This window comes from bacterium (genome assembly GCA_022763185.1).
In the GTDB taxonomy this organism is placed as follows: Bacteria; Bdellovibrionota_G; JALEGL01; order JALEGL01; family JALEGL01; genus JALEGL01.
The window spans coordinates 183,091-203,168 of the sequence record JALEGL010000008.1 but is presented as its reverse complement, the minus strand read 5'-3'; the positions used below and the strand labels follow the sequence as shown (position 1 = coordinate 203,168).

Genomic DNA, 20,078 nt, shown 5'->3' with positions numbered 1-20,078 from the left:
TTGTGGTTTAATGTGGGACTGCGTGAACTTTCAAAGTCAAACAGTAGAAATCAAAAGAGTATGCAATTGGGATCTTTGGACCAAACAACCCAAGATCCGAGAAAACACCAAAACAGGTGTTTTTAGAAAAATTGTCATGCCCGAAAAATTGGTTCAACTACTGACTGAATGGAAAGCGCTCAACCCTGAACAACAATTGGTATTTCACAGAAAAGGTGAATTGATTAAGTATAATGCTATCCAACGTGCATACAAAGATGCCTTTAAAAAACTAGGGCTTCCCATGCGCTCTACACACGTTTTAAGACACTCTTTTGCATCAATCTATGCAAACCAGACGAGAAACATTCGTGGTGCTCAAGCAGCTTTAGGACATCAAGATCTTCGTATCACTCAGCATTATGCAAAAGTCACTGAGCAAACCCAACGTGATGCCATTGTTGATTTTGAATTTGGTAAAATTAAAAAATCCAATCCTTCTCCTGATAACGGAGGGATGAATAATGTAATTTCTCTAAATTCAAAAAGAGCAAACTGTGTTGGATAATATTAATTTCTAGAGCAGTTTGTTCAAAATAATAAAACCGTCAGCAATGAAATTTTTTTATCTTTCCCATTTCTTTCCCAAAAGGACTATATGAAAAAATTATTAAATGATTTTAGATAGTTATCGGAGAAATGGTCGGGACGACTGGATTTGAACCAGCGACCCCATGCACCCCATGCATGTGCGCTACCAGGCTGCGCTACGTCCCGAACTCATTGCTTTAGCTATATGAGTTCTAGAATGAAGTCAATATCCTAGCGCTTAAATGCTTGTTTTTTCACGTATTTTTTTTACAGTTTGAGCAATATCTTCAACTGCAGTATCCATGTCTTCCTGGCTATTATCAATACCTAAGCCTATGCGAATGCTTGATCTTGCTCTGCTGTCACTCATCCCTAGAGCTTTAAGAACATGCGAAGGCGCCTGATTACTTGAACTACAGGTTGATCCCGATGATACTGCAATCTTTTTTAATGCTTGAACAAGCTTGTGATGAATCCCATCAAAGTTTAAATGAATATTGTGTGGCAAGGTGTATTTCAAGTCCCCTGTGAGATGCCAGCCATCAAGTCTTTTTTCTAATTGTTTGAGAAAATACTGTTTTAAAGTTAAAAAATGCTGTTGTCTTTGTTGTGCGTGGGTAAAACATTCATTCAATGCGGTACATAGACCCACCGCTAAGGCTGTGGGATGTGTTCCCGGTTTTAATGCATGACTTTGTTCACCCCCATACATTAAGGCTGTAAGAGGCATACGTTTAGAGGATGTTGTATTGATAATCAAGCCCCCTATACCTTTGGGACCATAAATTTTATGACCAGAAAAGGATAACATATCAACCTCTTGATAGTTTCTCAAAGACGCTTGTACACACATAGACTGAGAGATATCCATATGCACCCAAGCACCCGCATCTTTGGCCAAAGCAATACAGCTTTGTTCATCTTGCACAACCCCCATTTCATTATTGCCGTGAATAAAGCTCAATAAGGCTGTAGGTCTTTGTTTTAACAGCTGTTCTAGTTGATTGAGATCAATCCGCCCACATGCATCCACAGCCAAATATTCTACATGAACACCCTGTTTTTGCATAAAGGCAAGTACATTTAAAGTTGCTTTGTGTTCTATATGGGTACTAATAATTTGTTTGTTATGAGTTTTACAATATTGCAATAAACCCTGATGAGCAATATTGATCGACTCTGTTGCCCCAGATGTGTAAAGTAACTTAAATGTCTTAAGTTGAGTTTTTTGTATTAAGTTATCTTGTATGGCTAAAAATTCTTCATTCGCTTTTTTCCCTAAAGCGTGCTCTGACCCAATATTAGCAAAGCTGTGCAAGTGAAATTGATTCATCTCCTGTAAAACATTTTCCAAACACGGCGTGGTTGCGTGATAATCGAGATAAATCATGCTTATTTAAACTCTTTTAATTCATTTAAAATAGAGTTTAATTCTCGTTTTATGGCAATAATATTTGAGTCTGTTTTTTTAACTTTTGAACTAGTTTTAATGCTTTTATCCGACAAAGCTTCATTTTTAGGTGAATCATAAACCAAGCTCAATTGGTTTTGACGCTGCTTTTTTTTGAGCTCTTTTATTTTCTTCTTTGCTCCAGCAATGGTGAATTTTTCATCGTACAAAAGCTTTTTAACCAATAATATATCATTGATATCTTTACGCTGATAGAGTCGCTGCTTGTGATTGGTTTTATTCAATTTAAAATTAAATTCGTTTTCCCAATATCTAAGGACATAGGGTTCCAATTGAGTGATCTCAGCCACTTCTCCAATTTTAAAAAAAATCTTATTGGGTATGCTTTGCTTTATTTTAACTCTAAACTCTTCCAAACCACACTAATTCTAAACTCAAAGTTAATTATCTGTCAACCGCGCAAAATACGGCTATTGTCTTACTTCTAAACTGTATTGTTTATCAATGGTTTTCAATAATTTTTCACACTGTTTGTCCACATCTTTGTCTTGTAAAGTTTTTTCTTTAGACTGAAACTTGAGTTTTATTGCAATACTTTTTTTATCTTTACCTAACTTTTTGGATTCAAATAAGTCAAACAATTGAACATCCACACAATCTTTAATTTTTTGCTTACTTACAAAGTCTATAAACTCGCCCACAAATAAATCTTTATCTACAACAAAACTAAAATCTCGAGATATACTTGGATATGAAGAAAAGGCTTTGTATTTTTTTCTTCTAGAAAGCATATTTTCAAGAGATTGCGTTTGTAGCTCCAATACATAACAGCTAGGTATATCGTACTGTCTACATACTGAAGGATGAAGTTCACCAATAAAACCAATAACTTTATTTTGAAATTGAATCAATGCCGATTTTCCTGGGTGTAAAAAGGCAAGGTCTTGGGTTTGTTGCCATGCTAGCTGTCCTAAAGCATATTGATCAAAAATAGTTTCCAAATCACCCTTTAAGGTAAAAAAATCAAGCTCTCCTTGTTCAGACATGTACCATTTTTTTTCATCCACGTTTCCACTGATCAACATGGCCAGGCACTTTTTTTCACTTGCTGGAGAAAAGTTTTCACTGTTTGTTTTTGATGCGTGTTTTCCATAGGTTTTAGAGATTTCAAAAATTTTTATCTGTTTTTGTTGTTGGCTATGGTTAAGTTTTAAATTATGTAAAAGTCCTGGAATTAGACTATTGCGCATCCATTCAGTGTTTTCATTTAATGCATTTTTTAAGCTAATAGCTTCTTGATGCCAATAGTTATTTAACCTTGAGTCTTGTTCAGAAAAAAAACTGTAGTTTTTTACTTCATTATAAGATGCACACTTCAAGACAGATTTGATTTTATGATCAATTGTAAACTCATCTTGTATTGAAGAAAAAGTATTTAATTTTGGGATTGTCCCCTTAAAGTTATCATAACCATAGATTCTTGCCACTTCCTCAACCAGATCTATTTCTCTGCTGATATCATGTCTATAAGTAGGGACTTCAACTCTAAGATCATCTCCATACTTTTGTACAGACATCCCTAATCGTGAAAGGCATTCACCTGCTTCAGGCAAATCAGTTCCTAGAACCCTTCTGATGGTATGCTGCTTTAAAATATACTCTTGCTCTTTATGCTGCTCTTTCTCATACCATGTTGTGGATGCTTGGTGTCCACCACAGGTTTTTATAATCATTTTTGCTGCTTTTAAAGCACTTGGCCAAACAGCTTTTGGGTCAACAAACCGCTCAAAACGGTATGAACTATCCGTTGATAGTTTTAATCTTTTAGCTGTTTGTCTAACAAGTCCGGCATCAAAACTGGCAGCTTCCAATAAAATATTTTTGCTCTCCAAGTTTACACTTGTCCTAGCTCCACCAATAATTCCAGCTAGAGCCACCGGCCCCTCTTCATCTGCAATAATCAAATCTTGCTCATTCAGACTGCGTTCAACATCATCTAAACACAGTATTTTTTCTCCTGCCTTAGCAAACCGAACAGATATCTTTCCTACAAGCTTATCTCGATCAAAAGCATGCAAGGGCTGTCCAGTCTCAAACATACAATAATTGCCAATATCAACAATAGCGTTGATTGACCTTTGACCTATTGTCTGTAAACGGTTGCTTATTTTTTGTTCACTTAACTTGCATTCAAGGTCGTTAATTTCTACCAAAGTGTAACAGTCAACATGTTGTTTTTCAATAACTTCAACTTGGATAGAGCTGTCATCTTTTCCATAACCGTAGTCTAGGCTTTTGCTCTTACCGTTTAGCGCAGCAGCCACTTCTCTAGCAACTCCCAGCATACTCAAACAATCCCCTCTATTGGGCGTTAACTCTAACTCAAATAAAGTATCATCTAAGCCCAACTGTTTAGCCGCGGGCTCACCTAAGTTGACTTTTTCATCAAAAACAATAATACCCTCATCATCCCCTTGTGCTAAGCCTAACTCATCTTTAGAACACAGCATACCAAATGACTCTTCACCTCTTATTTTTGATGCTTTGATTTTCAAGCCATTGGGCAACACAGCACCAATTTTAGCTAAAGCGACACAATCACCTTTATTGAAGTTTTTTGCTCCACATACAATTTTAAATGTTTCTTTACCATCGGTCACATCACACAAACGCAATTTATCTGCATTGGGGTGTGGAATAAAGTTATTGACTTTTGCAACAACAACATCTTCCAAGCCTTTTCCCAAGTGCTGAATTGTAGCAACTTCAATACCAACCCTTAACAAAGACTCTTCTACAGTTTTTGCATCAACTTTATCAATTAAATATTCATTCAACCAACTCAATAAAACTTTCATAAGGCACTAAATCTTTCTCATTAAAATTATCCGTTTTACTCTAGAAGACAAAATAAATTGTTTTATCTTTAAAATTTTTTGCTTTAACACTTTACCCAAACTGGCTAATAAATCGAGTGTCATTCTCATAAAAGGCACGAAGATCATCAATACCATGCAAGAGCATGGCTACCCGCTCTACTCCTAAACCAAAAGCAAAACCGGATATCTTTTCAGGATCATAGGGTGACTCTGAACAGGACTCTTGGCGTTTTTCTATGACAGCCCTAAAAACATTGGGATCAACCATGCCACAGCCTAAAATTTCCATCCAACCATTTTTGCCCATGATATCTAGCTCTGCACTGGGTTCTGTAAATGGAAAAAAACTGGGTCTAAACCTTGTTTTTACCGAGCTACCAAAAATCATCTTAATAAAGGCTTCTAAAGTTCCTTTTAAGTCACCAAAATTAATATCCGCATCCACACACAGTCCTTCAACTTGATGAAAAACAGGAGAATGAGTTGCGTCAGCATCATTTCTATAAACACGTCCTGGCACTATTATACGCAGAGGTGGATCGTTTTTTTCCATACACCTAACTTGAACAGGTGATGTATGTGTCCTTAAAACAGTTTGTTCATCGACAAAAAAGGTGTCTTGCATGTCACGGGCAGGATGGTTTTTTGGAAAATTCAATGCTTCAAAATTATAATAATCTGATTCAATTTCTGGTCCTGAGGCTACTGAAAAGCCTAAAGACTTCAAAGCATTCACGATCTCATTTTCAACAATACTTAAAGGATGAAGTGATCCAGGTCTGTTTTTTTTACCTGGTAAAGTAATATCTATTTTTTCAGAAGCCAGCTTAGCAGCTTCTAATTTAGTCTCTAAATCTGATTTTTTATTTTGGAATTTTTCTTCTAAACTGTTCTTAATGGCATTGACTTCTTTGCCAAAAATTTTTTTCTCGTCATTGCTTAGCTTAGAAAGATCTTTGAGAAAATCTTTTAACAAACCCTGTTTACCTAAGTAGTGGGCTTTTACGTTATTAAGCTGAGCAAGATCTTTTAGTTTGGTAAGGTCTTGTTCAGCTTTTTTATAAATTCTTTTTAATTTATCTAAACTCACGCAGCTTTTTTAACAGTATTTACAATATCTTCAAAACCTTTTGGGTCTTTAACTGCAATATCTGCCAAAACTTTACGATTCAGTTCTAAGCCAGATTTTTTAAGCAATGCCATAAAGCGGCTGTAACTTAAATCAAAGTTTCTGGCGGCTGCGTTAATTCTCTGAATCCAAAGTCGTCTAAAGTCACGTTTTCTATTTTTTCTGCCGGTATAAGCATTGTCTAAAGCACGCTCTACTGCAATGGCTGCCAGAGAATAACAGTTTTTACGTCTTCCTCTAAAGCCCTCAGCTCTATCCATAAGCTTTTTACGTCTTCTATTGGCTTTAAATCCTCTTTTTACTCTAGGCATATCTCTATCCTTCTTTCAATCTACTGCTGCTTGTCTTAATAAAATTCTATAACTTTAGTTTTATCTTCAACCATATGGAAGCATTTTCAGTACTCTTGCTTCATCAACTCCAGCAATGTACATGCGTTTTCTTAGCTGTCTTTTGCGTTTTGGGTCCTTTGAAGTCAAAATGTGACGCAAATTAGCTTTTTTAGCCTTAATTTTACCACTTTTGGTTATTTTTAAACGTTTTGCTGCGCCTCTTCTTGTTTTCATTTTAGGCATTGTATTTCTCCTTCGTTTGGGCCCTTACCCATAAACATCTGTATAGATCGCACTCAATAAACCATTTTTAAGTGCAAATCAATCTTTTTTTGAAATTTTACAAGAGTACGTGCCCTTGCGCTTGTTTCTTACTTTTCTTTTAAAATGTAACTTGGGTTATTTTTTGGGCCCTAAAACCATGGTCATGTTACGCCCTTCAAGCTTTGGTGATTGGTCAATGGTACATTTATCTTCAAGGTTTTCACTGATTTTATTGAGCATGGTTAAACCAAGCTCTGAATGGACCACTTCTCTCCCCCTAAACCGAATGGTGACTTTAACTTTATTGCCTTCACCTAGAAATTTTTCAATATGTTTAAGTTTAAAGTTGAAGTCATGCAAGTCCGTTGAGGGTCGCATTTTAATTTCTTTGACCTGAATTACACTTTGATTTTTCTTGGCTTCTTGATTTTTTTTCTTTTGTTGATACTTAAATTTACCATAATCCATGATCTTACATACTGGAGGTCTGGCTTTTGGAGAAATTTCTATTAAATCCAACTGTTTATCTTGAGCAATTCTTAAAGCTTCTTGTGTATCTAATACGCCTAATTGATCGCCATCAGGACCTATAACACGCACTTTTGGCACACGGATCATTCTATTGACCCTTTGTCTGTATTCATTTTTCTTCACTTAGTTATTTCTCCTCCATATTTTTTTGTAAAAATGTATTTAAATCATCTAGACTGTAAGTTTTCATATTTTTTTCGCCTCTAGCACGCAAAGACACTGTTTTATCCTTAACTTCCTGATCCCCAATTACTAATGCGTAGGGAACTTTTTCCATTTGAGCTTCTCTTATTTTATAGCCCAATTTTTCGCTTCTATCATCAAGTTCAACCCTGTAACCTTGAAACTCAAGCTTATTTTTTAAGTCTTTTGCGTAAGCGTGGTGATCTTGAGTAATCGGTAAAAGCTTTAATTGTACAGGTGACAACCAAAAAGGAAATACGCCTGCATAATGCTCAATCAAACATCCTAAAAAACGTTCAATTGAGCCAAATAGGGCTCTATGAATCATAATGGGTGCTTTTTTCTGGCCATCATCATCAACAAACTGCAAGTTAAAACGCATGGGTAAATTAAAGTCAGCTTGTATTGTAGCACATTGCCAAGACCTACCGATAGAATCTTTTATTTTAATATCAATTTTGGGTCCATAAAACACCCCTTCACCTGGATCTTCATTGTAAGGCAAACCAGACTTATCCAAAGCACCTTGCAGTGCTTCTGTTGCCAAAGCCCAGTCTTCATCTGAACCTACGGACTTCTCTGGACGTGTAGATAAATAAATTTCATACTCATGAAAATCAAAGCGAGCAAACATTTTTTGCACAAACTGCAAGACTTGATAGATTTCCTCATTCAATTGTTTTGGTGCAACAAATAAATGGGCATCATCTTGGGTAAACCCTCGCACACGCAATAAGCCATGCAACACCCCTGAACGTTCATAACGATAGACCGTTCCCAGTTCTGCAATGCGCACGGGTAAGTCTCTATAACTTTTTAATTTAGATTTAAAAATCTGGACGTGAAATGGACAATTCATGGGTTTTACCAAGTAACCTTGATCATCAACATCCATGCCTGAAAACATATTTTCCTGATAAAACTCAGTATGCCCAGATGTTTCCCATAATTTTGACTTGGCAATGTGTGGTGTGTACGCAAAGTCATAACCATTTTCTAAATGCTGCTGTTTCCAGAATTCCTCAACCAAATGCCTTAGCAAAGCACCTTTAGGGTGCCACAAAATTAAACCTGGCCCAACTTCATCTGAGACGCTAAATAAATCAAGCTCTTTACCCAGTTTACGATGGTCTCTGCGCTTGGCTTCTTCAATCAGGGCTAAATACTCTTTTAATTCTGTTTTGTTTGAAAAGGCTGTACCATAGACTCTTTGTAAAACTTCATTGTTCTCATCACCTTTAAAATAAGATGCAGAAGAGTCTAATATTTTTACAGCACCGATTTGTCCAGCGTGCTGAACGTGTGGGCCTCTGCATAAATCAACAAAGCCACCATGACTAAAAATAGTAATCTCTTCATCTTCAGGTATATCTGCCAAACGCTCTAACTTAAGCAACTCACCTTTTTCCTTAAAGATGGTTTCGGCTTCTTGTCGCGTCACAACCTGGCGTGAAAAAGCATGTTTTTGACCAATGCTTTTTTGCATGGCTTTTTCTATTTTTTCTAAATCTTCTTCAGTGAACGGCTGCTCAACTTTAAAATCATATTGAAACTTTTCACTGTGATCGGTTCTTCCCACATCCACTTGAGTCTTGGGCCAAATTTCTTTAACCACCTGAGCCATAATATGCTCAGCAGAATGTTTAATCACTTCTTGACCTTTAGGATCTTTGCTGGTGATGACTGAAAACGTACCATCTTCTAGTAAAGGGCTTCTTAAATCTAGCAGTTTCCCATTGTACTCCACTGCGAGCGCCGCTTTAGCCAAGCCTGAGCCAATCATGTGTGCCACATCAAGACCACAACTGCCCTGTTCAATTTCTTTTATATCTCCATTGGGTAAGGATAATTTAATCAACTTCATCTCTTTTTTACTGGGGTTTTATATAAAATGGTAGGCACGGGCAGGATTGAACTGCCGACCTCTACCGTGTCAGGGTAGCGCTCTCCCACTGAGCTACGTGCCTTTATCATATTGTGAAAATTAGATTGAAATGTATCATGTATAAAAATCTTATTTTTTATGCACTTTATTGTACTCTTTGATCACCAAATCTGTGATATCCATTTTTGGCTTACTGAAGTGAACTCCAGACTCCAACTTTTCTAAAATTAAATCATATGAACCCGTTGATGCAATTTTTTTAATCACTTCTTGGATTTTTTTACCGATTACAGCCTGATACTGAAGCTCTTTTTTACGAAGTTCGTTGTCTAATTTTTGCAGCTCAACGGCCTTACTTTGTAAATCTTTTTGCATTGCAATAAGCGCATTTTGCTTTTGTTCTAAAACTTTTTTATCCCAGGCCAAACGCATTTTACCAAACTCTTCTTGTAATTTTCCAAACTTGGTTTGAAGCTCAGTAAACTCTTTTTGCTTTTTCTGAGCATCTGACATTGATGTTTCCATTGCTGATTTAGCCTTTTTACCTTCATCAATGCTATCAACAACATCTTGAATATTAAAAACAGCAATATTGTTTGCCCACAACTGAGCAGATACAGTTAAACTTAAGATTAAAATTGTTATAACTTTTTTCATTATTAATTTCATCCCCTCTTAAAACAACGAACCAATCGTAAAGTCAAATACTACGTTGTTTTCGTCTTCTTTTTTATCCAGTGGGTAGCCCCACTCAAAGCGGAGCGGTCCAATTGGCGAAAACCATCTAAAGCCAAACCCAACGCTTTGTCTTTGTCCTTCAATAGTAAACATGCTTTCATCATTGTCAAAAGCATTTCCCATATCAAAAAACAAAACACCTCTAATATTAGCCGCTTTAACAATTGGAAATAAGTATTCAGCATTAAAGATAACTTGTTTATTACCTCCAATTACAAAGTCTGAGGTTTGTAAGCTGGATGGATCATTGCTTGACGCCACTTGAATTTTAGGTCCCAAAGATCTAATACGGAAACCTCTTAAACTTAAAATACCCCCTGGGAAATAACGCTCAAACAAAGGAACCCGTTCATCGCTGTTGAGTGGTGCCACGTAACCGGTTTTAAAGTGAAGCGCAAAAACTGAATCTTTAATCACAGGAATTTTGCTTTCTCTAAATAAAGGGAAAAACCAGCGCCCGTCAAACTCACTCTTTGAAAATGAATTTTCTCCACCAAACGGTCCTCCAGCAACTTCCTGAGATAGCTGCAAGAACGATCCCTTATCGGGCTGAAACACTTTATTACGTGTATCTCTGACCAATGTTGCCGTAACACTCGATGTTAAGCCTCCTGAAAAGACATTTTCTACCGTTGGCCTTAAGTCTGATAAAATCTGATCTACCAGAGAATAGGTTAACCCCAAACGAACCCGTTCTAAGCCCTTTTGATAAAGCAAGTAATCAAATCCCAAGGACCCGCCTCTAGAAGTCAAATCAAAGTCAAAGAATTGTCGTTCTATATTGAATGCACTTAAGTTCATTCCCCATTTACTATCTAAAAAATAGGGGTCTCTATAAGTCAAGTTAAATGCTTGGGTTCGGCCACCCACTCTAGCATTAAAATTTAAATCAACGCCATAACCAAAAAGATTCCGCTTTTGCACTGTTCCTAGCAGTTGAAAAGAATCTAAAGTATTGAACCCGGCACCAATATTAAAACTACCCGTTTCTTTTTCTTTCACCTCAAAAATTAAGTCTACTGTATTCTCTTGTTCAGATTTAGGTGTCTTTAAGCGAACTTCCTCAAACAAAGCCAAACGTTCTATACTGGCTTTAGAGTTGCGTATTTTTTCAATATTATAAATATCACCTTCATGAATTTCCATTTCACGTCGGAGCACTTTATCTCGGGTACTTTGATTACCGGTAAATTGAATTCTGTTGATTCTAATTTTTGGGCCCGGCTGTATGGCATAGGTAATACTGACAACTTTATTCCGTTCATCACGTTGATCCTGAGGTATAACATTCACATAAGCATAGCCCTTTTTGGCATACACATCTGACAAATTTGCAATATCACGTTGCAAGATCAAAGTATCAAAAACTTCTCCAGATTTTAGTTTAACTTTCTCAAGCAATTTATCTTTTGGTTCCAAAAGTTCGCCATCGATATCAACATTACCAACTGTATACTTTTCACCCTCTTCAATTTTAAAGAAAATATGAATCTCACTTTTATCCGCTGTAATTTTTATCAAAGGCTCTAAAACCTTGGCATTGATATACCCTTTATTTCCATAACGACTTTTGATGATTTGCTGATCTTGAGCCAACATATCTTTTTGGTAACTTCCAGCTGAAGAAATAAAACTTAAAAAGTTTTTTTCTTTGGTAAATAAAAAACTGCGTAGCTCTTTTTCACTGAATACAGTGTTCCCAATAAAACTGATGCGCGTGACTTTGACCTTTTTGCTCTCATCTATTTTGATAACCAGAACGCTGCCCTGTTTTTCATTATCTAGTTTTTCTAATGTATAGTCTATATCAGCTAGATGGTAGCCTTTGCTGGTATAGTGATCTTGAATATTATTCAGAGATTTTTGTAAATCTTCCTCTTTTAAAAAACTGTAGGCTTTGATTTCTAGCTTTTCTTTTAAGTCTTCTTCTTTTTCATTGGCATTACCCACAAATTTTATTTTTTCAATAAAAGGTTTTTCCTTAAGAGTGTAAAGCAAGTCCCCTTGATCATTGATTGACGCTTCTATTTCTGAGAAAAAGCCTAAAGCATTAATGTTTTCAATATCACTTTTTATTTTCTGTCGATCTAAAGTCTCCCCAGCACTAGAGGTCACTACAGCCAAAACCGCATCTTTTTCTACGCGTTTATTACCAACAACCTCAACACTACGAATGGTTTGGCTATAGGCCTGGCCAAGGTTAATTACAAAAAAACTTAGACCCAATAAAACAGGAAAAAGCTTACAAAAATTTTTCACTAAATACCTTTGCATAATCTCAAAACAATATCACTAACTCAAATCTTCTTGGACCAAGCAGCCATTGCTCAACCTTAATACACGATCTGCAGACTTAGCCAAGTTTCTATTATGTGTTACAACAACTAATGCACAATTATACTGTTTTACATGCTCAAACAATAGCTGCCCAACACCAGCACCAGTTTCTTCATCTAAATTACCGGTAGGCTCATCCGCTAGAACAATTTTGGGTTGAGTGACCAACGCTCTGGCAAGTGCTGTTCTTTGCTGCTCTCCACCTGACATCGCTGAAGGTTTATGATCTTTGCGGTCAAATAAGTCTACTTCTTTTAAGGCATCCTCAGCTTTTTTTAAAGCTTTTTGCATACTCATTTTTTGCATTAATAAAGGAATGGCCACATTTTCCGAGGCGGTAAAGTCTGGCAATAAATGATGAAATTGAAAAACAAAACCAATGTTTTTATTTCTAAAAGCCGACAATTCACGGTCTTTTTTGGTTAAAACGGCTTCATCTCCAATTAAAATTTGGCCTGAATTAGGTTTTAATAAGGTTCCTAAAATTTGTAGAAATGTAGACTTCCCACATCCTGAATGACCAACAACAGCTGCCGACTGTCCACTGCTAATTTCAAAGTTGAGGTCTTTAAGCACTTCAATCTTTTCATGATTGTTTTTTATATATGCTTTAGAAATATTTTCTGCCTTAATGGAAAGGTCTGAATTAGATATCATAGCGTATTCCCTCTGAAGGCTCTAACTTAGAAGCTTTAAACGCTGGATATAAGGTTGATAAAAAACTTATACTCAGCGCACAAACACCAACCCAGGTCCATTCTAAAACATCAATCCTTATGGGCAAGTGGTCCACTTGATAAACATTGGCATTGAGTGGAAAAGGAAAATAATGTTCCAACATGTAACAGCCAACAATTCCTAGCATAAGCCCCAATAGCGTTCCAAGCGTCCCCAACACAAAACCGCAAAACATGAATATCTTGGCAATACTCTTACGGGTTGCACCCAATGTTTTTAAAATAGAAATTTCTCTAGCTTTGGTTAAAACCAATAAGGTTAAAGTACTGATGATATTAAACGATGCCACCAACACAATCATGACCACCACAATAAAAAATACTGTTTTTTCTAGCTTAAACGCATTGAATAAATCTCTGTTTAACTCCATCCAGTGTCTGACATAAAATGATGAACCCAAGTTTTTATAGAGTTCAACGGCCACTGGCTTGGCATTTTTCTCATAATCATCAACCATAACTTGAATACCTGCAACGGCGTCTTCAATACCTAAAAAACTCTGGGCATCTTCAAGTAATACATAGGCACTTTTGGTATCAAACTCAAAAAGACCACTTTTAAAAGTCCCCACCACTTCAAACTTTCTCAACTTTGGACCAAAGCCAAAGGGACTCAACTCACCTTCTGGAGACACAATACTGATAGTGGAGCCAACACTAACAAACAATTGGTTTTCAGCAATATCATTACCCAAAATAATGCCAGGTAAACCTGAGGTAGTTTTTAGATCTTCAAGTTTACCCCTGTTCATATCAGAATTAAGTGAGGTAACATTTTTAACCCGCTCAGGATTTACACCATAAATAACTCCTCCAGAAGAACGTCCAGTTTCAGAAACCATTAATACTTCACCATAAACAAATGGGTTGGCTCCGGTTACGCCTGAGGTTGCCATAATATCTTCATAGACTGGCTCATAATTATAAATATTGCCTTCGTGATTAAATACAATCAAGGGCGCATTGTTTCCTAAAATCCGTTTGCGAAAGTCTTCCTGAAAACCTGAAACAGCAGATAAAACAACGGTTAATGCCATGACACCAACCGCTATGCCCAAAACTGAAATCCAGCTAATTACAGATAAAAAGGCTTGCTTCTTCTTAGACAGCAAGTATCTAAGACCAATGTAGTATTCATAAGAATGCTTCATAACAAGTATAACCTTATACTTCTGTAAACCTTTTTTTGATGAAGTCTGTGTCTAAAATAGAAAGGAAAAAGCCAGCTCTTGGGCCTTTTTCCTTACCCAAAATTGAGGCATAGATCGCATAAAAAATGTCTTTAGGGTTTAAGCCCAATTCATTTTTAATGGCATAAATCAATTCATGAATATCCTGAGCTGACATACTGTCTTCTAGTTTATCCGCTATCAAGTTCAAGGTTTGCTTTTGCTCTGCAGATAAAGTTTTGGCTAACTCGGGCAATTCTTTTTGAACAGAGAATTTCATATCTTCTGGTCCAAATTTTTCCAACCATTGCTTGGCATAGGTCATTCTTGAAGCCAAGACTACTTTATCAAGCTGACTGTAACCTGAACGTTGTAAAGTATGTGCAACGTCATCAACGCTATCATGAATCTGCACCAAAGAGATTAAATGTTTAAAAGGTACACCCAAACTTGGAGCACTAGAAATTTGTGCCAGCTCAAAAGCACGGTGTTGTTTATTCTTAGACTCCGGATCATCGTATTCATCCATCAAGCTTAACAATGGAATAGAAGGGTCTAAAGATAAGTGTTTGTTAGGTTTGGCTTTAAACACCCAGTATTTCAATACTTCAGGAGGAAGAACCTCTAACATATCATTGATGGAAATCACATTGCCTTTACTGGAAGACATATCACCCACACCTTTAAGGCCAATCCATTCATAAATGATGGGATACGGTGCTTCATAATCAAAAATTTCTTTGGCAATGATTTTGCCAGTATCATAAGAACCACCACGAGAAGCATGATCTTTACCAAAGGGTTCAACAGTGACTCCCAACATTTGCCAACGTGCAGGCCAATCCACACGCCAGGTTAGCTTACCTCCACCTTGAATATCTCTCACGCCTCTATAACCACTCTCTGAGCACTCATATTCTATTTGTTTCTTTTCTAAATCATAGGCAAGAACCTTGGTGGTATCCATGCGACCATTTTTTTCACAAATCGGTGTAAAAGGCGACCAATCATCAGGAGTATCTTTACCGGTAACGGTTTTTAAAATTTTTCTTATTTCTTGGGTCTTTTCCAAAGCCTTAAGCGTATTATCTAAAAATGCACCCTGCTTGTACAACTCATCTGCTTTGACCAATTCAATCGTGATATCCAAGCTTTCTAAAGCTTGTAAAAAAGGATGTAAAAACCGCTCAGAGTAACTTGGAAAACCTGGCTCAGGTGAAGGGATCTCAGACAGTGCATTGCCCACATACGGCGCATAAGTTTTTTCATCTAAAAACGGATAGACTTTACGTAAAGGGTCATAATTATCTGCAATATAGATCAGCTTTACCGACTTGCCTTTATCTTTTACGGCTCTAACAATAGCATCAGCGGTAGCCACTTCTCTAAAATTACCAACGTGAATGTAGCCAGATGGAGAAATCCCAGTAGCCACCACCACTTCATTTTTTTGTTCTACAATTTCATTGGCATGCTCATCTGCCCAAAACAAAGGTTGCGTTTGTTCACTCATAGAATGAGTTTCTTAACGCTAAATAGCTTATAAAGCTATGTTTATTTTAAATTAAACCTGAAATTATCATTTGTTGTTGTTCATTTTTTCAATTCGAATCAAGTACTCTTCTCTGATACATTTTGTTCTCATGCACCTCACTCCAGATTCGTCTGTCTGATACTATAAAACATTTCTTTTTCACGCTCATGGGCATTTAAAAAAGCTTGCTGCAAACTTGAGGTCATTTGTGAAAGCTCACCCTCTGCAAAACGCTTATGAAAAAGAATTCCTTCTACCATAGCACTTAACTCATCAATTGCTCGTGCTTCTTCGTCCCAAGCAATGTAGTTTTCTATGTTTTCTGCTAAAAATGCGTCAACATAACCAAAGATTTCATGTGCTATTGACGTCGTCAAACGAACTATGCATTCTGATTCACTGTAGGGCTGATTATTGTTATAAAACAGGTTTTCTACAAAAATGAGAGTAATCACATCAACTTGGTCAGTATTTTTGTTTTCTAAACTCAAGGTCATGGCATGTATTGCAGTGTGATTTTTGATTCGATCTTGAAACAAACGATCCACTCTCATCAATGCAGTTTGGTCAAATAGGTCCAAGCTGTTTCTGGTTGTATAGTAGGTACCTAAAAAGTTTTTCTTTGATAGTTTATCACGGTCAGACCAATTAAAAAATTGTCTCGATCAGGCTGGTTATTGGATACAATGGTCATTGCTGCATTGTGAAACTGACCAATGGAGTCATGCATATGAGCGGGTAAAGCATCATCAATAGCGTAGAGAAAAGGATTGTTAAAAGCATAATTTTACGCCCAAACGCTGGCATTACACAGTATAAAACTGACTAAGATTGATGTTTTAAACATTTTCATTGTTTCCCCCCAAAGTGAACTTCTTTCTTAATAATACACATTACATTTTTATGCAACGCATCTATCGTAAAGTAGACCTTTGATCAACAGACTTTATTTAAGCTTGCTGCAACAAATAACTCTTAATAAACTCATCAATATCGCCATCTAAAACGGCTTGGACTTTACCCGTTTCAGTATTCGTTCGGTGATCTTTGATCAGTTGATACGGCTGCATGGTGTAGGATCGAATTTGACTACCAAAATCAATGCCTTTTTTTTCACCCGCTAATTCTGCCTGCTTTTTTTCTTTCTCTTGCTGTTGCTTTTCATACAAGCGGGCTTTAAGAATCTTCATGGCTTGTGCTTTGTTTTTGTGTTGTGAGCGTTCATTTTGACAACTGGCCACAGTGTTGGTGGGAAGGTGGGTTATTCTTACCGCTGAATCTGTTGTATTAACGTGTTGTCCACCGGCACCAGAAGCTCTAAATGTATCAATACGCAAGTCTTCTTCCAATATCTCTATATCCACATCATCTTCAACTTGAGGAACAGCTGCCACAGATGCAAAAGATGTGTGGCGACGGGCATTGGAGTCAAAGGGTGAAATTCTAACCAAACGATGAATGCCCTGCTCGGCTTTTAAATAACCATAGGCATACTCACCATCAATGGTGACCGTTACATTTTTAATACCCGCTTCTTCTCCAGGAAGTATATCAACAATATTGGCTTTAAAGTCTCGCTTTTCCGCCCAACGCAGGTACATGCGCAAAAGCATGTCTACCCAATCTTGAGACTCTGTTCCACCGGCTCCACTATTGATACTTAAAATAGCTGAACTTGCATCCATCTCGCCACTAAGCATGCGCTTAAACTCCAAGTCAGCAACGGTTTTTTCAACTTTATTGAATAAGCTTTGTGCTTCGGCGAGCATTTGCGCATCACCCTCTGCCATATCCAAAAAATCAAAAGCATCTTGAACATTGTGCTTTAGTTGATCAAAGGTAGCAATAAGATCTTCTAAACGACTGCTTTTTTGCTGAATTTTAGCCGCTTGATCAGCATCATCCCAAAAACCTTCTTCTGACATTTTTTTTGCCAGCTCTTTTAATTCAAGTTTTAACTGATCAATTTTAAAAACGTCTGCCAAAGTTTCAATTTTACTTTGCAATGCTTCAAGGTCTTGCTTCATAGCCTAGCTTATACACGATTGCGCAAGAATATACACATCAGGCAAAGCCCCGTGTATTTTTTTTAATTATGCCCAGGTGTTTTTTTCTAATTTGTTTAATTTTTTCTCAATACGGTTGAGTGTTTTTTCAACTGAATTAATTTCTTTGCTTAAGGCTTTGCTTAGCTGACCAGAAGCTTGCTTTAAAGAATATTCTAGTCTTGAACCAAGAAGAGCTTTACTTTTTTGAGCTCTTATCTTGACTGCAGTTTTTAAATTTTTCAGTTCTGCTTCAGACAACTTTTTAACGCGCCCAACTTCATCAATACTTTGATAAACTTGTTTTTCAACATTAGCCGATAAACCATTGGTCATACTCTGGGTTAATTGAATTAAATTAGAAAACTTATCGGTTTTCGATGAATTCTTTTTAGTGTTTTTCCCCCCAGAATAACGAGTGCTTTGCATGGTTTCATGGCTCCTTTTTTATATTTGCACATACAGTAGGCATTAAGCCCTTAATATTAATAACTTAAACGCTAACTGATTTAACGCAAAAGGGCAATCATTTAGCTGAATTAATTTTATTTTTTGTTAATTCGGGGACAGCTACCTTAATTATTCTGAGCTTTATATTTGAATTAAGGTAGCTGTCCCTTTTATAAAATATCTATTATACGCAGTTGAATATTTTCATAGCCCTGCCAAACATTAATTTCTGGTCGTGCAATAATATCAAAATTCTGCTGCCGATTCGACAAGCTTGAAAACTCTTGCCAAAAATTAAAACCAATACAATCAATGCTTTGATCTTGTCCCCCCACTTTAAACTTTACATGCTTATCTGATAAACAACGTACATCCATAGGTTGTACTTTAAATTTAAATAAGGGCTCCTCATGTCCCATACCAAATGGACCCAATTGATTTAAAGCCTCAATCAAATCTTTTTTAATCAAGCCATGCTCTAGCACACCATCATACAACCTTTGGACTACTCCCTTATGGGGTTGTTTTTTCATATACTGTTGACATGCACTTAAAAAGACAGAAAAGTTTTGCATAGCCACACTACCACCGCCGGCTTGCTTATGGCCGCCATACTGTAACATGTGGTCTTTTGCATGTTCAAACAAGTCCATCAAATTAAAACCTGAAAAACTTCTAGCAGAGCCTTTGGCAACATTGCCATCTTCATAAAATACTAAGGCAGGCATTGAGAACTCCTGACTCAGTTGTTGTGCAACCAGACCATTGATGCCGGGATGAAAGTTTTTACTGCATAAAATAATACAGCGTTCACCAAGAGATATTTGTCGTCGTGCCATATCTTTGGCATCACTTAAAATGGTTTTTTGTAAGCTTTTTCTTTTGCTATTGAAGGCTTCTAACTTTGTCGCCAGTTCAGTGGCTTTGATTATATCCTGAGCCAAAAGAGTTTCTAAAGCAACATCAGCATATCCTAAACGTGCGGCTGCATTGATCCTGGGTGCTAATTTAAAGCCAACATCTTCACTCAGCAGTTTGACACCAGCAGAAATCCCAGCAGAGTTGCGCATGGCTACAATTCCTGGCTTTTGACTTTGAGTCAGTTGTTTTAAGCCTTCTTTAACAAACAAACGGTTTAAGCCCTTTAAAGGTGTTAAATCTGCAATGGTTCCCAAAGCAACAATATCCAGAAGTTGTTTTAAGTTGGGTTCTTTTTTTTCTTCAAAATAATGTTTTTCACGTAAAACACTTCTAACACCAACCCCCAGCATAAAGGCTACCCCTACACCTGCTAAGTTTTGGTACTCGCTGTTCTGTGCAAGTTGCGGGTTAACAATAATGCAGTCTGTTTCAACAGAGTCTCCAGCCTGATGGTGATCTGTGATAATCACATCAATACCTGCTGCTCTAAACTGCTCTATTTCAGTTTTATTTGATGAGCCACAGTCACAGGTGATAACCATATGACATGACTCTTCTTGAGCCAGTTTTAAAGCATTTAAAGATAATCCATGCCCTTCTTTAAGGCGATTGGGGACAAAAGGAATAACATCTATATCCAAAGATCTAAAAAAGTGGGTTAACAGTGCACATGAACTAATCCCGTCCGCATCAAAATCACCATGGATTAATATTTTTTTTCTCAAGAGCACCGCATCAGCAACCTTCTGAGCCGCCTGCTTTAAACCGCTTATCCCCAATGGAGATAACATATGTTGTAAAGTGGGATTAATATAGAGATTGATATCCTCATCTTTATTTAAACGGTTTGCTGCTACCTTTGCTGCTGCAAGCGGTAAATCCGTATTGTTCAAAATATGGTCTAAGACATTTTGATTAACTTGGCGTTCTTGCCAGTCATATTTAGGCATGTAAAAATTAGTA

18 protein-coding genes and 2 tRNA genes are annotated in these 20,078 nt (G+C 36.9%); 1 reads left to right on the top strand and 19 read right to left on the bottom strand.

The window, feature by feature from the left end:
• Nucleotides 1-547, top strand: a 547-nt coding sequence (locus MRY82_06005; GenBank protein MCI5072478.1) for a tyrosine-type recombinase/integrase, incomplete at its 5' end; no start/stop codon positions are given.
• 132 nt (nucleotides 548-679) lie between these two features.
• Here the strand turns inward: MRY82_06005 and MRY82_06000 are convergent.
• The 19 genes from MRY82_06000 to recJ form a co-directional block, all read right to left on the bottom strand.
• Nucleotides 680-756, bottom strand: a tRNA-Pro gene (locus MRY82_06000).
• A gap of 52 nt (nucleotides 757-808) precedes the next feature.
• Entirely contained in the window at nucleotides 809-1,960 is a 1,152-nt protein-coding gene (locus tag MRY82_05995) for an aminotransferase class V-fold PLP-dependent enzyme (GenBank protein MCI5072477.1), read from the bottom strand.
• A gap of 2 nt (nucleotides 1,961-1,962) precedes the next feature.
• Nucleotides 1,963-2,397, bottom strand: coding sequence for a MerR family transcriptional regulator (locus MRY82_05990; protein MCI5072476.1), 435 nt, complete (start codon nucleotides 2,395-2,397; stop codon nucleotides 1,963-1,965).
• A gap of 54 nt (nucleotides 2,398-2,451) precedes the next feature.
• Entirely contained in the window at nucleotides 2,452-4,839 is a 2,388-nt protein-coding gene (gene pheT / locus MRY82_05985) for a phenylalanine--tRNA ligase subunit beta (GenBank protein MCI5072475.1), read from the bottom strand.
• Nucleotides 4,840-4,930: 91 nt separating this feature from the next.
• Nucleotides 4,931-5,950 (bottom strand): phenylalanine--tRNA ligase subunit alpha, encoded by a 1,020-nt coding sequence (pheS, locus tag MRY82_05980; GenBank protein MCI5072474.1) that lies wholly within the window; start codon nucleotides 5,948-5,950, stop codon nucleotides 4,931-4,933.
• Nucleotides 5,947-6,300, bottom strand: a complete 354-nt coding sequence (gene rplT / locus MRY82_05975; GenBank protein MCI5072473.1) for a 50S ribosomal protein L20 — start codon at nucleotides 6,298-6,300, stop codon at nucleotides 5,947-5,949. The genes pheS and rplT overlap by 4 nt, the downstream gene beginning before the upstream one ends.
• Nucleotides 6,301-6,366: 66 nt before the next feature.
• Nucleotides 6,367-6,564: a 50S ribosomal protein L35 gene (rpmI, locus tag MRY82_05970; protein ID MCI5072472.1), complete on the bottom strand. Its 198-nt coding sequence runs from the start codon at nucleotides 6,562-6,564 to the stop codon at nucleotides 6,367-6,369.
• A gap of 156 nt (nucleotides 6,565-6,720) precedes the next feature.
• Nucleotides 6,721-7,239, bottom strand: coding sequence for a translation initiation factor IF-3 (infC, locus tag MRY82_05965; protein ID MCI5072471.1), 519 nt, complete (start codon nucleotides 7,237-7,239; stop codon nucleotides 6,721-6,723).
• 4 nt (nucleotides 7,240-7,243) lie between these two features.
• Nucleotides 7,244-9,163: a threonine--tRNA ligase gene (thrS, locus tag MRY82_05960; GenBank protein ID MCI5072470.1), complete on the bottom strand. Its 1,920-nt coding sequence runs from the start codon at nucleotides 9,161-9,163 to the stop codon at nucleotides 7,244-7,246.
• Between the two features lie 28 nt (nucleotides 9,164-9,191).
• Nucleotides 9,192-9,266, bottom strand: a tRNA-Val gene (locus MRY82_05955).
• A gap of 47 nt (nucleotides 9,267-9,313) precedes the next feature.
• Nucleotides 9,314-9,841 (bottom strand): OmpH family outer membrane protein, encoded by a 528-nt coding sequence (locus tag MRY82_05950; protein MCI5072469.1) that lies wholly within the window; start codon nucleotides 9,839-9,841, stop codon nucleotides 9,314-9,316.
• Nucleotides 9,842-9,859: 18 nt separating this feature from the next.
• Entirely contained in the window at nucleotides 9,860-12,181 is a 2,322-nt protein-coding gene (gene bamA / locus MRY82_05945) for an outer membrane protein assembly factor BamA (protein MCI5072468.1), read from the bottom strand.
• A gap of 33 nt (nucleotides 12,182-12,214) precedes the next feature.
• Nucleotides 12,215-12,916 carry an ABC transporter ATP-binding protein gene (locus tag MRY82_05940; GenBank protein ID MCI5072467.1) on the bottom strand — a complete coding sequence of 234 codons (702 nt, stop codon included), beginning with the start codon at nucleotides 12,914-12,916 and terminating at the stop codon, nucleotides 12,215-12,217.
• Nucleotides 12,906-14,147: an ABC transporter permease gene (locus MRY82_05935; protein MCI5072466.1), complete on the bottom strand. Its 1,242-nt coding sequence runs from the start codon at nucleotides 14,145-14,147 to the stop codon at nucleotides 12,906-12,908. Before MRY82_05935 ends, MRY82_05940 begins: the two co-directional genes overlap by 11 nt.
• A 13-nt stretch (nucleotides 14,148-14,160) precedes the next feature.
• Nucleotides 14,161-15,678 carry a lysine--tRNA ligase gene (lysS, locus tag MRY82_05930; protein ID MCI5072465.1) on the bottom strand — a complete coding sequence of 506 codons (1,518 nt, stop codon included), beginning with the start codon at nucleotides 15,676-15,678 and terminating at the stop codon, nucleotides 14,161-14,163.
• A gap of 137 nt (nucleotides 15,679-15,815) precedes the next feature.
• Nucleotides 15,816-16,280, bottom strand: a complete 465-nt coding sequence (locus MRY82_05925; protein MCI5072464.1) for a hypothetical protein — start codon at nucleotides 16,278-16,280, stop codon at nucleotides 15,816-15,818.
• 369 nt (nucleotides 16,281-16,649) lie between these two features.
• Complete coding sequence (gene prfB, locus MRY82_05920; GenBank protein MCI5072463.1) at nucleotides 16,650-17,726, bottom strand: peptide chain release factor 2; 1,077 nt, start codon at nucleotides 17,724-17,726, stop codon at nucleotides 16,650-16,652.
• Nucleotides 17,727-17,792: 66 nt separating this feature from the next.
• Complete coding sequence (locus MRY82_05915; protein ID MCI5072462.1) at nucleotides 17,793-18,173, bottom strand: hypothetical protein; 381 nt, start codon at nucleotides 18,171-18,173, stop codon at nucleotides 17,793-17,795.
• Nucleotides 18,174-18,364: 191 nt separating this feature from the next.
• The gene (gene recJ / locus MRY82_05910) at nucleotides 18,365-20,065 is read right to left on the bottom strand and encodes a single-stranded-DNA-specific exonuclease RecJ (GenBank protein MCI5072461.1); all 1,701 of its coding nucleotides are present in this window, start codon (nucleotides 20,063-20,065) and stop codon (nucleotides 18,365-18,367) included.
• Nucleotides 20,066-20,078 lie beyond the last annotated feature (13 nt).

Excerpts from the sequence above, each read along its gene's own strand:
- MRY82_05995 (MCI5072477.1), bottom strand. The coding sequence starts at position 1,960 with ATGATTTATCTCGATTATCACGCAACCACGCCGTGTTTGGAAAATGTT.
- pheT (MCI5072475.1), bottom strand. The coding sequence starts at position 4,839 with ATGAAAGTTTTATTGAGTTGGTTGAATGAATATTTAATTGATAAAGTT.
- rplT (MCI5072473.1), bottom strand. The coding sequence starts at position 6,300 with ATGCCTAGAGTAAAAAGAGGATTTAAAGCCAATAGAAGACGTAAAAAG.
- rpmI (MCI5072472.1), bottom strand. The coding sequence starts at position 6,564 with ATGCCTAAAATGAAAACAAGAAGAGGCGCAGCAAAACGTTTAAAAATA.
- thrS (MCI5072470.1), bottom strand. The coding sequence starts at position 9,163 with ATGAAGTTGATTAAATTATCCTTACCCAATGGAGATATAAAAGAAATT.
- MRY82_05950 (MCI5072469.1), bottom strand. The coding sequence starts at position 9,841 with ATGAAAAAAGTTATAACAATTTTAATCTTAAGTTTAACTGTATCTGCT.
- MRY82_05940 (MCI5072467.1), bottom strand. The coding sequence starts at position 12,916 with ATGATATCTAATTCAGACCTTTCCATTAAGGCAGAAAATATTTCTAAA.
- MRY82_05935 (MCI5072466.1), bottom strand. The coding sequence starts at position 14,147 with ATGAAGCATTCTTATGAATACTACATTGGTCTTAGATACTTGCTGTCT.
- lysS (MCI5072465.1), bottom strand. The coding sequence starts at position 15,678 with ATGAGTGAACAAACGCAACCTTTGTTTTGGGCAGATGAGCATGCCAAT.
- prfB (MCI5072463.1), bottom strand. The coding sequence starts at position 17,726 with ATGAAGCAAGACCTTGAAGCATTGCAAAGTAAAATTGAAACTTTGGCA.
- MRY82_05915 (MCI5072462.1), bottom strand. The coding sequence starts at position 18,173 with ATGCAAAGCACTCGTTATTCTGGGGGGAAAAACACTAAAAAGAATTCA.
- recJ (MCI5072461.1), bottom strand. The coding sequence starts at position 20,065 with ATGCCTAAATATGACTGGCAAGAACGCCAAGTTAATCAAAATGTCTTA.